This is a genomic window from Chitinophaga oryziterrae, from assembly GCF_009758125.1.
GTDB lineage: Bacteria > Bacteroidota > Bacteroidia > Chitinophagales > Chitinophagaceae > Chitinophaga > Chitinophaga oryziterrae.
In genome coordinates, this window is sequence record NZ_WRXO01000008.1 from 149,908 (window position 1) to 166,569 (window position 16,662).

14 protein-coding genes and 2 tRNA genes are annotated in these 16,662 nt (G+C 44.5%); 13 read left to right on the forward strand and 3 right to left on the reverse strand.

Going from position 1 to position 16,662, the window contains the following annotated elements:
• Positions 1 to 279: 279 nt before the first annotated feature.
• The 6 genes from GO495_RS23605 (at position 280) to GO495_RS23630 (ending at position 6,019) form a co-directional block, all read left to right on the forward strand.
• Complete coding sequence (locus tag GO495_RS23605; protein WP_157302369.1) at positions 280 to 1,395, forward strand: ThiF family adenylyltransferase; 1,116 nt, start codon at positions 280 to 282, stop codon at positions 1,393 to 1,395.
• 21 nt (positions 1,396 to 1,416) lie between these two features.
• Positions 1,417 to 2,127 carry a hypothetical protein gene (locus tag GO495_RS23610; protein ID WP_157302371.1) on the forward strand — a complete coding sequence of 237 codons (711 nt, stop codon included), beginning with the start codon at positions 1,417 to 1,419 and terminating at the stop codon, positions 2,125 to 2,127.
• A gap of 49 nt (positions 2,128 to 2,176) precedes the next feature.
• Positions 2,177 to 4,327, forward strand: coding sequence for a sensor histidine kinase (locus tag GO495_RS23615; RefSeq protein WP_157302373.1), 2,151 nt, complete (start codon positions 2,177 to 2,179; stop codon positions 4,325 to 4,327).
• A 74-nt stretch (positions 4,328 to 4,401) separates the two neighbouring features.
• On the forward strand, positions 4,402 to 5,499 hold the full coding sequence (locus GO495_RS23620; RefSeq protein WP_089782208.1) for a sensor histidine kinase: 1,098 nt from the start codon (positions 4,402 to 4,404) through the stop codon (positions 5,497 to 5,499).
• The gene (locus tag GO495_RS23625; RefSeq protein WP_157302374.1) at positions 5,483 to 5,899 is read left to right on the forward strand and encodes a response regulator; all 417 of its coding nucleotides are present in this window, start codon (positions 5,483 to 5,485) and stop codon (positions 5,897 to 5,899) included. Before GO495_RS23620 ends, GO495_RS23625 begins: the two co-directional genes overlap by 17 nt.
• Positions 5,900 to 5,946: 47 nt before the next feature.
• Positions 5,947 to 6,019: transfer RNA gene (locus tag GO495_RS23630), tRNA-Ala, on the forward strand.
• Between the two features lie 46 nt (positions 6,020 to 6,065).
• Here GO495_RS23630 and GO495_RS23635 read toward each other — a convergent pair.
• The 3 genes from GO495_RS23635 to GO495_RS23645 all read right to left on the reverse strand — a co-directional run bounded on the left by GO495_RS23635 (position 6,066) and on the right by GO495_RS23645 (position 9,106).
• The gene (locus tag GO495_RS23635; protein ID WP_338075458.1) at positions 6,066 to 6,626 is read right to left on the reverse strand and encodes a DinB family protein; all 561 of its coding nucleotides are present in this window, start codon (positions 6,624 to 6,626) and stop codon (positions 6,066 to 6,068) included.
• Positions 6,583 to 8,508, reverse strand: coding sequence for a gamma-glutamyltransferase family protein (locus GO495_RS23640; protein ID WP_157302376.1), 1,926 nt, complete (start codon positions 8,506 to 8,508; stop codon positions 6,583 to 6,585). The genes GO495_RS23635 and GO495_RS23640 overlap by 44 nt, the downstream gene beginning before the upstream one ends.
• A gap of 238 nt (positions 8,509 to 8,746) precedes the next feature.
• Positions 8,747 to 9,106, reverse strand: a complete 360-nt coding sequence (locus GO495_RS23645; protein WP_157302378.1) for a nuclear transport factor 2 family protein — start codon at positions 9,104 to 9,106, stop codon at positions 8,747 to 8,749.
• Between the two features lie 334 nt (positions 9,107 to 9,440).
• On the opposite strand from GO495_RS23645, the gene GO495_RS23650 reads away from it, so the two are divergent.
• The 7 genes from GO495_RS23650 to GO495_RS23680 all read left to right on the forward strand — a co-directional run bounded on the left by GO495_RS23650 (position 9,441) and on the right by GO495_RS23680 (position 16,582).
• The gene (locus GO495_RS23650; protein WP_157302380.1) at positions 9,441 to 10,394 is read left to right on the forward strand and encodes a helix-turn-helix domain-containing protein; all 954 of its coding nucleotides are present in this window, start codon (positions 9,441 to 9,443) and stop codon (positions 10,392 to 10,394) included.
• A gap of 19 nt (positions 10,395 to 10,413) precedes the next feature.
• The gene (locus GO495_RS23655; protein ID WP_157302382.1) at positions 10,414 to 11,577 is read left to right on the forward strand and encodes a M20 metallopeptidase family protein; all 1,164 of its coding nucleotides are present in this window, start codon (positions 10,414 to 10,416) and stop codon (positions 11,575 to 11,577) included.
• A gap of 39 nt (positions 11,578 to 11,616) precedes the next feature.
• Positions 11,617 to 12,795 carry an MFS transporter gene (locus GO495_RS23660; RefSeq protein WP_205691315.1) on the forward strand — a complete coding sequence of 393 codons (1,179 nt, stop codon included), beginning with the start codon at positions 11,617 to 11,619 and terminating at the stop codon, positions 12,793 to 12,795.
• A gap of 395 nt (positions 12,796 to 13,190) precedes the next feature.
• Positions 13,191 to 14,093, forward strand: coding sequence for an arginase family protein (locus GO495_RS23665; protein WP_157302384.1), 903 nt, complete (start codon positions 13,191 to 13,193; stop codon positions 14,091 to 14,093).
• Positions 14,094 to 14,195: 102 nt separating this feature from the next.
• Positions 14,196 to 14,277: transfer RNA gene (locus GO495_RS23670), tRNA-Leu, on the forward strand.
• Positions 14,278 to 14,508: 231 nt separating this feature from the next.
• Positions 14,509 to 15,891 (forward strand): trigger factor, encoded by a 1,383-nt coding sequence (tig, locus tag GO495_RS23675; RefSeq protein WP_157302385.1) that lies wholly within the window; start codon positions 14,509 to 14,511, stop codon positions 15,889 to 15,891.
• Complete coding sequence (locus GO495_RS23680) at positions 15,881 to 16,582, forward strand: ATP-dependent Clp protease proteolytic subunit (RefSeq protein ID WP_089782197.1); 702 nt, start codon at positions 15,881 to 15,883, stop codon at positions 16,580 to 16,582. Before tig ends, GO495_RS23680 begins: the two co-directional genes overlap by 11 nt.
• Positions 16,583 to 16,662 lie beyond the last annotated feature (80 nt).

The following is a 16,662-nucleotide window of genomic DNA, read 5'->3' on the forward strand; positions in this document are numbered from 1 at the left end:
TGCCTCTTTGCACAATATTTTCAAATTAATTGTTATTTTACCTTACGCTTTCATGTGAAACTTTTTATTTGACCAATTAAAATAATTTATCCCAGGCTACATATTAGTTATATGGTATATGTAGAGAGCAGCTATCTCGCCTATTTACCAGGTCCACACTATACCGGAACACAACATTTTACATTTTTAGATCTGCTGTACAGCAATATTATATCATGCTTTTTTTTCATACCATACTAACCATTCCAGTAGGCCCGTACATTGTTCAATAAATTTTTTATGCCAGGCAAAATGATAGAATTAGAAGAATATATAAAACAACAGCAAAAAGAGCCGGATAATTATACACCCGTATTTTACCGATTAAAGAATCAACAGGAATACGATGCATTATTAGCCCTGCTTGCCTCTAAACCACATATACAGGTATATGACCAGATCTCTTCTCAACTGAGTGAGTTGATGAAAATCCGTAATCCGGCAAAACGCCTTACGACCGAAGAATCTGAGCAGCAAATAAACGAGTTCCTCGGGAACGCTTCTTTATCAACGATAGGTGTATGGGTTTATTTCCCATGGTCCGGCCGTGTTGTACATATACTGGACGAGAAGGAGTTTGTTGAACTGCGTACAAGCAGGAACAAACACAAGATCACAGATGAAGAAGCTGCCATACTGGGAACAAAGAAAATCGGTATCATTGGTTTATCCGTTGGACAATCGATTGCTTTAACGCTGGCCATGGAGAGAGTGTGCGGAGAACTGAGGCTGGCCGACTTTGACGAACTGGAGCTGTCGAATATGAACCGTATCAGAACGGGCATTTATAACCTGAGCCAGTCGAAAGTAGTGATAGCTGCCAGAGAAATAGCGGAACTGGACCCTTTTATCAAAGTAAAGTGTTATACCCAGGGCGCTACAGAAGATAATCTGATGGATTTTATGACTGGCAATGGTCAGTTGGACATATTGGTAGAAGAGTGTGATGGAATAGATATCAAGATCATCAGCCGTATGAAGGCAAAGGAACTGAAAATACCGGTAGTGATGGAGATGAACGACCGCGGGATGCTGGATATAGAACGTTTTGACCTGGACCCGGAACTCCCCTTATTGCATGGATTAATCCCTGATCTCGATCTGGTAACTTTACAAAACCTTACCTCCGAAGAAAAAATACCTATCCTGGGTCCTATGGTAGGTATGAAGGACATGTCACCCAAAATGAAATATTCTCTTACTGAAATTGGGAAATCGATTACTACCTGGCCGCAGCTTGCATCATCAGTGGTACTGGGGGGAGCCATGGTAGCAGATACCTGCCGCAGAATTATCCTGGATCAACTCCGCAGCTCCGGGCGGTATTATGTAGATTTCGAACAATTGATCAGGTAAGCAATATTTAAGCGCTATCAAATGAGTATAACAATCAATGTGAGGGCTTTTGTTGCTCCTGATGATCCGGAAGCATGTATGCGGTTCTACGAAGGCCATAGCAAACTGCTGGAAATTCATTTCGGCATAGCCAAGATCACATCGGGTAATATAGATTGGTTACAACACAGGAATACAATTGTAGTAATAGTTGAAGATGAAACCGGCACCAAAACATATGGTGGTGCCCGCGTACAGGTAGCAGACGGCGTATTGCCACTTCCCATTGAAACTGCTATCGGAAAATATGACCCTAACATTTACTCGTACGTACGTAAAGGCAGTGCAGAGATCTGCGGCATGTGGAATTCCAAAGAAGTTGCCGGTATGGGCATCGGTAGCCTGATCCTCTGCCGGGTATGCGTGGCGCTGATGCCGCAGCTTCCTGTAGATAATGTACACGTTCTCTGTGCCCCTATCACTACCCGCATGGGTAAAAGAGTGGGTGCCGTGATAGACAAATCTCTGGGAAACGAAGGGACTTTCTATTATCCCAAAGACGACTTCATTGCCACCGCCATGGTAATAGACGATATATACAACCTGCCCAACGCAGACCCATCAGAAAAAGAACTGATAGACATTTTACGGGCAAACCCCACACAACACCGGCAGGAAAAAGGGCCCAAAGGCATTTTTGACGTAAATTACCAGCTGGAAGTGCCGAACCTACACCAGGTACGTAGCTTATAACCTTAAAAAGTAATAATTTACAGCTGTCTTTTTTAATTAAAAGGAACAAATGTCTATACGTGCATTTTTTGCGTTTCTTATTACAGTTACGCTGTTCACTCATAATACTCAGGCATCGGTACCCGTCGTTTATTCAGACAGCACCCAGCTGCTTCAGATGGGTAAATGGCTGGATTTGTACACAGATAAGACCAACCAGCTTACTTTCCAGCAGGCTATTAATCAGACTTTCATCAATCTGAACGAGCAGGTCCCCAACCTGCAGATTACTCCCTATACGCACTGGGCCAGGTTCACTGTTACCAACAATACGTCCGTAAAACGCCTGCTGCTGGAAATAGAATATCCTACTATCGACGATATCAGTTTATACGAACCCTTACCAAACGGCACATGGAAAGTAACCAGGATGGGCGAATTCCAGCCTTTCAGGTACCGCATCTTCAATCATCAGAACTATATTTTCCCCCTTCCGCTCAAATACGGAGAAACAAAGACCTATTACCTGAAGATCAAAGCAGGTGAACAGGCACAGTTACCCGTATTCCTGGGACCGGAAACACTGATCGATAACAAAAATGCACTCAGGAACCTGATATTCGGGATCTATTGCGGGATCGTACTGGTAATGGCGCTGTATAACCTGTTCATTTACTTTTCAATACGCGACAGAAGCTACCTGATTTATGTAACCTATATCATCTGTGTGGGCCTTACCCAGGCCTCCCAGCATGGTTACGCATTCCGCTACCTTTACCCGAACAACAGCTGGCTGGCCATGCATGATACGGTGCTGATACCTATCCTGAACGGTCTGACGGCGGCTCTTTTTATACAATCATTCCTGCATGCGCGGGAGAAATACCCCCTGGGACATAAACTCCTCAGCTTTGTGATCATTGCCTACCTGGGCTGCCTGGTCCCTATGTTTGCCAATAACTATTATGTGGCGCAGATATGGGTGGAACTGGTAGCACTATCCGGGTCTTTTCTGGCAATATATATAGGGTTTAAGGTGGCAAAGACCAATTATATGCCGGCGAAATTCTTCCTGGTGGCATGGTCTATCTTCCTTACCGGCGTAATCATTTTTGTAATGCGCAACTTCAATGTGCTGCCATATAATGACATTACCTACTACGCCTTGGAGGTAGGGTCAGCCGCCGAAGTTACCCTGCTGTCCTTTGCACTGGCCTACCGGATCAACATCTACCGGCAGGAGAAAGAACTGTCGCAGGCACAGTCACTCGAAGTCTCCAAGGAAAATGAAAGACTGGTACGTGAACAGAACGTGATCCTGGAAATCAAGGTAAATGAAAGGACCAACCAGTTGCAACAGGCCAATGATCAACTGAACGTGGCGCTTGTGAGCCTGAAAGATGCACAGTCTCAACTGGTAGAAAAAGAGAAAATGGCCTCTCTGGGTCAATTAACGGCAGGTATCGCCCACGAGATCAATAACCCTATCAACTTTGTAACGTCCAATATCAAGCCCTTAAAATTAGATATAGAGGATATTAAATCTTTGCTGGGCAAATATGAACGGCTGGAAAATGAGGACGACTTCAAATCCGGCCTGCAGGCAATTAAACTTTTCAGACAAGAGATCGATATTGATTATATTCACGAAGAGATCACTTCCCTGATAAAAGGTATAGAAGATGGTGCAACACGTACCGCAGAAATTGTAGCAGGGCTAAGGACTTTCAGTCGCCTGGATGAAAGTGACCTGAAGTCAGTGGATATTCACGAAGGACTGGAAAGCACACTGGTATTGCTACGCACCAATATACCCAAGAATGTGACCGTTATCCGTAATTATGCAACACTACCCAAAATAGAATGTTATGCGGGTAAGATCAACCAGGTGTTCATGAATATTCTCACGAATGCCTTCAACGCGATCAAAACATATTCGGACGGACGCGAAGAATTTGTAACTATTACTACCAGGGAAGAGAACGGGCAGGCCGTTATCAGCATAAAAGATACAGGCCCTGGCATGACACAGGAAGTGAAAGAGAAGATCTTCGATCCTTTCTTTACGACCAAAGACGTGGGAGAAGGGACCGGACTTGGGCTTTCTATTGTATTCAGTATAATAGAAAAACACCATGGCCGTATCAACGTCATATCCAGCCCCGGGGAAGGTGCGGAATTTATTATATATTTACCTATGAACATTATTCCAGGTTTATAAAGCCCATAATATCAGTTATGACATGTTCCCCGATCTACCAAAGCACTCAATACCGCGATATAAAACCATAATGGATGAAAGACAACCGTATCAGGATATTGTACATTGATGACGAGATCCATAACCTTAATGCTTTTAAAGCAGGATTCCGGAGAAGTTATGAGATCTACACAGCTAATTCCGCTCAGGAAGGGAAACAGCTGCTGAAAAGCATTGATGTACACATCATCATTGCAGATCAGAAGATGCCTGTTTCTACCGGGGTTGAATTCTTCAATGAGATAAAAGAAACGCTGCCGGATCCTATGAGGATATTGCTGACGGGATATACTGATGTGGAAGACATCATTGATGCCATCAACAAAGGGCATATTTATTCTTATATCAAGAAGCCCTGGGATGAGCATGAATTGCACAAGACCATCAACAATGCTTTTGAAATATACCAGACACGCAGGCAACTGAAGGAAAAGATCATAGAGCTGGAGAAGATCAATGATGAGCTCAACCGCTTCATCTACTCCACTTCCCATGACCTTCGTTCTCCGCTGATGTCTGTACTGGGAATTATCAATCTCAGCCGCCTGGATAATTCTGTGGAAGATCCGAACGGTTACCTGAATATGATAGAGGTTTGTATACTGAAGCTGGACGGGTTTATTCAGAAGATCATAGAATACTATCGTAATTCCCGGCTGGATGTGGAATACGAGAAAATAGATTTCAATCACCTGTTGCAGGAATGTATTGGTTCATTCCGGCATCAGAATACAGCTATCGAGTTCCAGGTGAATGTGGAACAACCGGTAGATTTTAAAGGAGATACTTTCCGTATCAGCGTTATCCTCAATAATCTTATCTCCAACGCTGTTAAGTATCAGAAACCGGATGAAAGCAATCCGAAAGTGAATTTGTCTGTGAAAGTAGAACCACATAAGGCCACTCTGTATATAGTAGATAACGGTATTGGTATATTGAGCGAACACCTGAACAACATCTTCAAGATGTTCTTCCGTTCCAAGAACAATAACAAACCGGGCAGTGGTATAGGATTGTATATTGTGAAAGAAGCGCTGAATAAGATTGGTGGTACGATTAACGTTGAATCCAAATACGGAGAAGGTACACAATTTGAAATAAGCATCCCCAATAGAAATGATTTCGATTCCTGATTTGCGTGTTATTCTGATTGATGATAATGAGGTAGATCTTCTGCTGCACGAGAAGCTGATTACGCTACAACATATCAGCAGAACTGTGCTTGCTTTCAATAATGCGAATAAGGCATTGGAATTCCTGTCTTCCAATATTGCCCTTCCCAGGATCCCTCCTACCGTGTTGCTGCTGGATATACAAATGCCGGAGATGGATGGCTTTGATTTTTTAGATGCATTTGACAGTTATCCTCAGAAGATAAAATCACAATGTCATGTAATCATGGTCTCCTCTTCTCTTGATTATGGTGATATCAATCGCACGTATGCCAGTCCCATGGTGGTTAAACTACTCAGGAAACCCCTTATTGCGGCAGAGCTGAAAAACACGATCATGGAGATTTTCAAAGATTTTTAGGGAAATGCTTGCAATTACAGGAAAAAAATTAAATTTGCACCTCGTCCGGGGGATTAGCTCATCTGGTAGAGCGCAAGCATGGCATGTTTGAGGTGATCGGTTCGAGTCCGATATCCTCCACTGGTAAAAGTCTCACATAAAATATGTGAGACTTTTTTTATGCCCTTTAGTCGTGGCGGATAAACATCAGCTGCCCCAGGTGATAAGCAACGTGCGAGGTACGATTCATCAATACACTCAGTTTATTACGGTGTGGTTCTCTTTGCAGATCTTCGTCTGTCATGGTGTTGTGGCGCTGGAACCATTGTTCTGCGCTCATAGCATTGAATGCTTCAGACAGCTTGCTGTGGATAGTAGTCCAGCGTTCACGCAGATCTTTGACGGACGTCACTACTAAATCAACGTTATCAGGATTTTTGATGAAGGGTTCTTCCAACTCAGGGTAGAGTTTTTCCCCCAGGCTGAATAAGGGCAGCATTGCATCGTGTACGGCGATGAGATGCCCTAACAGGTAAATCCCCCTGTTTCTGCCCGGGGCTACTTCCTGTAACAGTTGCTCATCGCTAAGGCTGTTGATCAGTTTTTCTGTTCTTTTTATCTGTACGTCCCATGCCTGTAAGGCCATTTTTACGAATAATTCCATATTGGTGGTTGTTTTAAAATTTTTCAAGGTATCCTTTTGTTTACCAGCCGATACCGTAATCTTCTCCGTGATTACTGCTGCCACCCCATAAGCTACCGTGTTTAGTATCTATCAGAATTGCATTTATCGGGCCGCTGGTACGTTCTCCAAAGGTGGGGATATATCCCATATTTTTCAAAGAAGTCCTTACGCTGTCTGGTGTATTTTTATTCAGCAGGATACTGCCGGGATGCGGTAGCCTGTCTTTGATAGCCGTACCGCCCAGTGATAACCATAACTGGTTGGTGTTGATGTTTGCTGCTTCAGTGGCCTGTTGTACTGTCATTCCGAATTCAGCTATGTTTAAGAAGAACTGTAACAGGTTTTGATCCTGGGTATCCCCACCCTGTACGCCAAAGGCGAGGAAAGGTTTGCCGTCTTTTAATGCCAATGAAGGTGTGAGCGTTACTCTTGGACGTTTACCGGGAGCGATCACATTGAAAGGGGATAACGCAGAATCCAGCACGAAACTCTGAAGACGCTGACTCATACCAACACCGGTATGTCCGGCGATGCATGCGGGTGTCCATCCACCGCTGGGCGTGATAGAGATTACCCAGCCGTCTTTGTCAGCAGCTTCCACGCTGGTAGTACCACGCCATAGGCGGTCCATGTATAAACTGTCTGAGTTAACAGCTAACATATCTTCTGTGACAGGTCTGTTTAATAAAGTGGCAGCATCATGCTTTGGCAAAAATCCACCCTGCTTTTTATTCGTAGTATCTGTGTATGATTTTCTTTGTTGCAGTAGTTGTACAAATGGATTTGATTTTCCTTCGTAAGGATAAGGATCTCCGGGAGCAGCTTCAGGATCATTCCTGTCAGGATTGATCTGTTTTGCTCTTTCTTTTGCATACGCTTTACTGAGTAATCCCGTGATTGGTATTTTAGTTGTGAAGTAAGGATCACCATAATAAAAATCACGATCTGCAAAAGTAAGATTCATTGTCTGGTACAGCGTATGGATATAACGTGTACTGTTATATCCCATTCCTTTCAGATCAAGGTTTTCCAGGATGTTGAGACTTTGCAATAACATAGGCCCCTGTGTCCAGGATTGTAACTTGTATACTTCTATTCCTTTATAGTTAACATGTAGGGGTTCTTCTTCCAGAGGCTTCCATTTAGCCAGATCATTTAAGGTAATCAAACCTCCCTGTTCCTGGCAGCCACGTACAAATTCCTTTGCAATATCCCCTTTGTAGAAACGGTCATATGCGGCCATGATAGCTTCTTTCCGGCTTTTCTTATTGCGAAGTGCATTCTGCTCTGCTTCTACCATTTTGGTTAATGTAGCCAGTAATTCTTTCTGCACAAAGATCTCTCCTGCTTCCGGTGCTTCTCTCTTCTCTCCCGGATGTGTAAGGAATACAGCCTTGCTGTAAGGCCATTCCTTAATACGTTGCTTATTATTTTCTATACTGTTGGCTGTTTGTGCTTCTATAGGATAACCGGCGGCCATCTCCATTGCGGGCGCCAGTACTTCTTTTAAACTGAGAGTACCGTATTCCGCCAGTATGTAACAAAGACCTCCCGGTGTACCTGGCGTAACAGCCGCCAGCGGTCCGTATTCAGGCGGAAAATTATATCCTTTGCCTTTGAAGAAATCTACGGTAGCACCGGTGGGCGCTACTCCCAAAGCATTAATAGCTATTACTTTTCCTGTTTTAGGATTGTAGATGAGCGCCTGGGTCTCTCCTCCCCAACTGAGTACATCCCACATGGTGCAGGTAGCTGCCAGCATAGCACAGGCTGCATCAATTGCATTGCCTCCTTTCTGGAAGATCATGGCACCGGCAGTAGCAGCCAGGGGCTTGCCCGTAACAGCCATCCAGTTCTTACCATGTAAAGGTGGTTTCTGAGTTTGCTGGGCTTGTATCTTTCCTATTATCAGTAGAGAGAAAGCGAGGAGGAAAAAGTGTTTCATAAGCTATTAACAGATTTAAATACGGAAGACGTAAATTAAGAAAATAGCCGGTATTGAGAGGATTCCTTACATGAACGGTTATCACAATGAAAAAAGGAATAGAAGAGCAATTGGTAAACTTCCAAACAGGATTATCTTACGTTTATCCTACGTTAAAAGACGTAGGATAAACGTAAGATAATCCTGTTCAAGAGCCGGTCAGAACCTCTTTATGGTATCAGGAGATACTATGAGCATTTTAGAAAAAGAATTGCTCTGAAATCACCTTTCCATCTTTTGTTACATACACACAAACTTCAGACATCGTTTCACGGTCCCGCCCTTTCATCCTAACGTCCATGTCCATGGTGAACGCGAATGAGTTTCCTGCGACAATCGGTTCAGACACTTTCACCGCAAATACTTCTTCTACCATAGACATGAATTGCCTGATCTTTTCATTAACGGCGGCCAAACCTTTTGTTTCCTTTTCAAATGCAGGAGTCGCAAACGGTTCAATGCTTACTACATCCTCTGCATATAATTCTTTTTGTGCTTTCTCGAATTCACCTTTAGCACAAAATGCAGCCAGCTTTGTGGCGATTTGTTGTGTAGTCATTGCAAGAAATGTTTATGGGGTATGATAATTCAACTAAGTTATTATAATTTCCTGATAACGTTCACCTTACATAGCCCTCTTTATGGAACCTGGCACAACTGTATACCGTATAACAGCTGCAGGGTACAATGCTTTACATCTTCTCTCTGGTCACTCAAATATGATTAAGTGTTATTTTAACAATAGGTAGTACCATCGCAGTCCTGCGATATAAATTGCATATACGCTACTTACAAAAACCAGAATCAGGCTTACAGTTTAACCGGCTAAATATGTGAATAATATGATCTCCAGTCAATATCCCTCTGCACTGCAATTTGGGATACCTGCAAAAATGCATACTCATATAAAAGTTTCCACGCAACTGCCCGACCATTACCGTCAATACAGGATTGCTGTTCCGGCTGAGACCAAATATGTGGAAGCGCCCTTTGGCAGCTACATTACACAGGAAATAAGGGACCCGGAATGGGCTATCAGCTGGCAACAATGCTTTATTAAGGAAAGAGTACGGCTACGCCCGTCTGCCGTACATCCTATGCTGGTCATGTACTGCATCCTGAAAGGCAATGTACCATGCCGTTTACAGGGGCAGGGAAAGTTAATGCTGATAGAAAAAGAGTATGGGGTATATTATATCCCTTCTCAGTCTCAGAACATTGCAGATTTAAAAACGGGGAATTATGAAATGATCTGCATCTCCTTCTCTCCTGCCTTCTTCAGCAGGTTTATCACCCGGCATCCTTCCTTTGAAGACATCTACCAGCAACAGTTAAAACAGGCACGCAGGGGGACTATGTTACCTGCTATCCGCATGGATAACTGTGATCTGAAAGTACTGAATGAGCTCAGGCACTGCCCTGCAGAAGGCCCGGAAAGGAAGGTATTCATTCAGGAAAAACTGAACGAGCTGCTCACCTTTTACTTCAATGCGCTTACGCCCAAATACCTGCAGAACGGGGACCTCGCGAAGAAACTACGGCAGGTATGTGTATACATCCAGAATCATTATCATCAGTCGCTCAGTATTGCTGAACTGAGTAAACATGCAGGAATGCATATCAATACTTTTGAAAGGGCTTTTAAGGAATTACTGGGGACATCACCAAGGGGATATATTGAACATTTGAGAATGAAGAAAGCAGCAGGACTATTACTGCAAACTTCACTGAGCATAAAGGATATCAGCCTTAATACCGGCTATAGCGGCGCCAATTATTTCACGGCCGTTTTTAGAAAGCGTTACCGTTGTTCACCAAGAGAATATCGTAAAAACCGCTTATCTTAATGCAAAATCCTGCATTAAAATGGATAGGCAACTTACAGATCGGCTCATCAGTATCAGAAGACAGATTCATACCCAACCGGAATTAGGTTACCAGGAAATACATACCTCACAGCTCGTCCGCAGGGAGCTGGACGCACTTGGCATTCCCTACGTGGCAGATGTTGCCGGCACTGGGGTAATAGGTACAATCACCAAAGGTCATGGACCGTCTGTAGCGATACGGGCCGATATGGACGCATTACCCATAGAAGAGGAAACCGGCCTGCCTTTCAGCTCTGCCAACAGTGGTAAGATGCATGCCTGCGGTCATGACCTGCATACGTCTATGCTCATAGGAGCAGCTGCACTGTTAAAAGATATCCCTTTTGAAGGAACGGTAAAATTACTTTTCCAGCCTTCTGAAGAAGGGCCCAATGGCGATCCTGAAAGTAAAACAGGCGCCCATAAAATAGTGGAAGCAGGTTACCTGGATGATGTGAAATCGGCCCTGGGAGTGCATGTCCATCCACTGATGCCTGTGGGCAAAATCTCTTATGCCCTGGGGCCGGCACTGGCCTGTACAGGATTCTTTACAATAGAAGTGCTGGGCAAGGCCACGCATGCCGGCGCTACTCCTCAGCTGGGCGTGGATGCTGTGGTGATTGCCGCTCAACTGATACAATCTGCGCAGATGATCGTGTCCCGGCATACGGCCCCTACCGAGACGGCCGTACTTTCCTTTACAAAAATAAATGGCGGTGTAGCACCCAATGTGATTGCCGACAGGGTTGTTATTGAAGGCACTATCCGCTCGCTTAACCTGGATGTTTACAGGGAGATCATCCGGCGTATTGAAAAGATTGCAGAGGGGTTGATGACTGCCTTTGATGCGGAGATCAAATTTGATCTGTATTATGATCTGCCAAGTGTGATCAATGATAAACAGGTACACAGCAGTTTACAGCATAGCCTGCAACAGGTATTCGGGGATACGAATGTGATTGAAACGGAAGCCATCCTGGCAGGAGAAGACTTTGCACATTACTCCCGGAAGGTACCCTCCATGTTTTATTTCCTCGGAGCGCAGCACCCTGATAATGCCGGTTATTTCCTCCATCATCCACGTGTACTTTTTAATGAAGATTGTATCGCTTATGGTGCATCATTCCTCGCTAACGGTGCCATTGATATGCTAAGGCCCTGACATTTCCCTACTTTTGCGCAGTTACGTAAACCAAGAGAAATGGACCAACAGTATTTAGGGAAAGCAGATATCATTATTATGGCGGCCTGCGCAGGATTAATGGTAGCCAATATTTATTATTGCCAGCCGCTGATCGTTTTAATGGCCAGGGATTTTGGCATCCGGGAGAGTGCCGCCGGAAGGGTTGCTTACTTCACACAGATCGGTTATGCCATAGGCTTATTACTACTTGTACCTCTGGGCGATATCCTGGAACGCCGGAAACAAATATTATTCTCCACATTTATCACCATCCTGGCCCTGTTGCTGTCTGCAAAGGCGCCAAGCTTTCCTGTATTACAGATTGCCAGCGTACTGATAGGGGTTTCCTCTATCGTTCCCCAGCTTATCCTGCCACTGGCAGCCAGTATGGCACCTGCCCATAAAAGAGGCAGTGTGATAGGTTCCATTATGGCCGGACTACTGGTAGGTATACTGGCCTCCCGTTCATTGAGCGGCGCTGTAGGCAGTTTGTACGGATGGCGGGAAATGTACCTGATTGCAGCGGGTATCTGCACCATGTTACTGGGAGTAATGTGGTGGCGTTTCCCAAAGAGTACCCCTACTTTCAGCGGTAATTATAAGGAACTGATGGCATCCATAGCCCATTATGTAAAGACCCAGCCGGCGTTGCGACTGGCAGCGCTGATAAATGCCTTGTCTTTCGCCGTAGTGAGTGCCTTTTGGGTAACGATGGTGCTGTTTCTGACACTGCCCCCTTTCGGGTATAAATCGGCTGAGATAGGCCTGTTTGGTCTTGCCGGAGCGGCAGGCGCTTTAGCGGCCCCTCTGATTGGCAGGATCAGCGATGGCCGTGATCCCGGGAAGAATATATTAATCGGACTGATATGTGAGCTGATCAGCTTTGCTGCCTTCTACTTTACAGGCAGCGGGATTTTCCTCCTGCTGGCAGGGATTGTACTGCTGGATGTAGGGCATCAGTCGGTACAGGTGACCAATCAGACGATTATCTATTCTATAATGCCTGAAGCCAGGAACCGGTTCAATACCGTCTTTATGACTTCTACCTTTATAGGTGGCGCCAGTGGCTCTGCTCTGGGACTATTGTTGTGGAACATGGGGCATTGGACCGCGGTATGTGCCGGGGCCTCTCTGGTAATAATACTCAATGTATTTTTGTTTTTCAGGTACAGACCAGGCAGGCAACAATTAGACTAATATCAACATTGAACTTTTTACTATTTCCTGCTATAATAATTTTCCATATATTTTAATTTATTGCTAATCAGTAGTAAAAAAGCATTGAAATATTAGTAAGCACTAATAACCTATTGATATTCTGCCCATTAGCATATATAACCCCTATATAAGCCCTATACAACCTGTATATAAGCTGTATATAAGCTATACTTATATAGATACGGCTTATATAGGGGTTATATAGTAGTCTGTTACCAGTTATAAAGCGTTTACAGGAACATTTAGGCTTTATTAGACGCTTATTTACAAACCCGGGGTTAACGGACCTTATTGAATGGTATTTTTAACTGGCCTTTTTAGCCATCCTCAGAAAATTTACCTTTATAATATCTGCTATACCCAAACCAGATCTTATGCACAACTTAGTCATCATAGAAGCCCCCTCCAACCTGGGTTTAAAATCATTACAACCTGGTACAGAGCCAGGTGTGAGGCTATTCCCGGAAGCGCTCCGGAAAACCGGCTTCGCCGATAATACCGGTATTACCCAAATCATCCAGGTCCCGGCTCCCCCGTATAGTATGGATATTCATGCCGAAAGTAAGATCCGGAATGCAGTAACGATTGCGGACTACAGCCGGACATTGGCCGCTCATGTGCAGGAAGCGGTAGAACAGGGTATGATCCCCGTGGTCATAGGTGGGGATTGCAGCATTTTACTGGGTAATACCCTGGGACTTAAAAACACCGGGGGCCGGTACGGGCTGTTTTCCATAGACGGACATACGGACTATATGTTGCCGGAACATTCCGGCACTGCCGGAGCGGCAGGTATGGACCTGGCGCTGGTCACCGGTAATGGGCCTGCCATTCTTTCGGACATAGACAAACAGGGACCTTATATAGCAGAGGAGCATGTTTTCTCCTATGGCAACCGGGAGCTGGACGAGGATTACGTAGCGGTTATTAAAGGCAGCAGTATCCGTTATTACGACCTGCCCGCTATCCGTGAACAGGGAATTGGCCGGATTACGGCGGATTTTCTCACAATGATCGGGCAAAATGACCTGGACGGGTTCTGGATCCATCTGGACGTGGACGTCCTGAACAATGAGATCATGCCTTGTGTGGATTCTCCCCAGGAAGACGGTTTGTCATACCAGGAATTAAAGCAGACATTACAACCGTTGCTGGCTTCTCCTTTTTTTAAGGGGATCAATATTACGATCCTGGACCCTGCGCTGGACCCGCACGGGGCCTATACTACTGCCTTTTCAGCGCAATTATCCGCATTACTAAAGCCTGCGGAGATATAATAAATCCGGAAGCACATTTTTTTAATCCATAAAATACAGTACCTTTGCAGACCTTTTTCGGTATGTTTAAGTACTGATTAAGCAGCTCTTATAAATAGGATCGCGGGTGTGGTGAAATTGGTAGACACGCCAGACTTAGGATCTGGTGCCTCACGGTATGCGGGTTCGAGTCCCTCCACCCGCACAAAATGCTGAATGCAGAACGCTGAATTTAAAATGCTATACACATAATTAGATGAAGCCTTCTGCATTCAGTGTTTTAACTACAGCTTACATCGAACTTTGCCATTAAGGCGCTAAGTCACCAAGTAACTCCCACATAGCTGCCATTCCTTCGTGCCTTTGTGACTTCATGGCAGAAATTCAAAACAAGGAATTATTATTGCTTCATACAAGAACATTTATTTAAACAATTATGGCAACCGTTACCAGAGAAAACATCGGTTTATTGAATGATAAGATCACTGTGAAAGTGAGCCAGGAAGATTATCTTCCGAATTTTGACAAAGCAGTAAAGCAACTCAGCAAGACCGCCAATATACCCGGATTCCGTAAAGGCATGGTGCCTGTAGGAATGGTGAAGAAGATGCATGGACAGGCCATTTTTGCAGACGAAATACTGAAGACTGTAGAAAAAGAGTTGACCGGCTACCTGCAGAACGAAAAACTGGAGATCTTCGCACAACCCCTTCCACTTGATCGTGAAAGCGTAAAATTTGACCAGTTCCAGCCTGCTGACTATGACTTCGGTTTCGAAGTAGGCCTGAAACCGGCTTTCAATATCACTCCCCTTGAAGAAGGAAAAACCACACTGACCCGCTATAAAATAAAAGCCACCCCTGAAATGGTCAACGAAGAAGTTGAGCGTTTACAGATGAAGGGCGGTAAAATGAGCGAGCCTGAAACTATTACTACTGAAGAAAATGTGCTGAACGTAGAGTTTGAGGAAAGCGATGCAAAGGGTAATGTAACAGAAGGTGGTATCGAAAAAGATAACTCTCTACTGTTAAAATATTTCTCTGCTCCTATCCAGGCACAACTGATGGGCAAGAAAGTAGGTGATTCTATCGTATTCCAGCTGGCTACGTCTTTTGACGGCGATAAACTGGGATGGGTATTGAAAGACCTGGGCTTTGAAGAAAACGACGCTGAAGCAGCGAAGAAATACTTCAAACTCAGTATTACCAAAGTAGGGTTAATTGAAAAGAGAGAACTGAACGAAGAGTTCTTCAAAGAGATCTATCCTGCTGACAACATTACTACAGAAGCAGCTTTCCGTGAAAAACTGCAATCAGAAATAGAAAAATACTGGGATTCCGAAAGCCGTAACCATCTGCATAACGAACTGTTCGAAGTGCTGGTTCACGAAACGCCTATAGAACTGCCCAAAGATTTTCTGAAACGTTGGCTGCAATCCGGCGGAGAAAAACCAAAAACTGCCGAAGAAGCTGACAAAGAATATCCTGGTTTTGATCATCAGTTACGCTGGACACTCATCAGCGATAAACTGATCCGCGAAAATAAACTGGACGTTTCTTTTGATGAACTGAAAGAGAACGCCAAACAGAAAGTTATGGGCTATTTTGGTGGCGCTGCCGCTACAGATGGAGCAGACTGGCTGGATAGTTACCTGGAGCGCCTGCTGCAGGATGAGAAATTCGTAGATCAGACTTACCGTGAAATGGTGACTCAGAAACTGTTTGACTGGGCAGAAAATAAGGTAAATGTAAAGCAAGAGGAAATTACCGCCGAAGAATTTGCTAAATTACCTAATAAACATCACCATCATGAACATTAATAACGAATTCAGGAAGTATGCCATCCAGCATAGAGGGATCAGCAGCCTGGTAGTAGATAGTTATACGCGTCATCAGATTAACGCCCTGACACCAAACATCATCGAGGAACGCCCGATGAACATGGCTATCATGGACGTATTCTCCCGTCTGATGATGGACCGTATCATTTTCATGGGAGATCCCGTGAATGACTATGTAGCGAATATCGTTACAGCACAGATGCTGTTCCTGGAATCTACAGACCGTACAAGAGATATACAGATGTATATCAACAGCCCCGGTGGTAGCGTTTATGCAGGTTTAGGCATTTATGACACCATGCAGATCATCGCTCCTGATGTGGCCACTATCTGTACCGGTATGGCAGCCTCTTTCGGCGCTGTATTGCTGGTAGCCGGCGCTAAAGGCAAGCGTACTGCTCTTAAACATGCAAGAGTAATGATCCACCAGCCTCATGGTGGCGCAGAAGGACAAACATCCGATATCGAAATCACAGCCCGCGAGTTCGTTAAGCTGAAGAAAGAGCTGAACGAAATCATTGCTACCCATTGCGGCCAGCCCGTTAAGAAGGTAGAAAAGGACTCTGATCGTGACTACTGGATGACTGCTGACGAAGCTAAAGAGTATGGCATTATCGATGACGTACTGAGCAAGCACCCGAGAAAACAGCAGGAAAATAATCCGCAATAATATCCAATACGGATAAGATAAGAAGTGAAAAAGGGCACGCTGTACAGTACGGCGTACCCTTTTTCACTTATATTTTACCC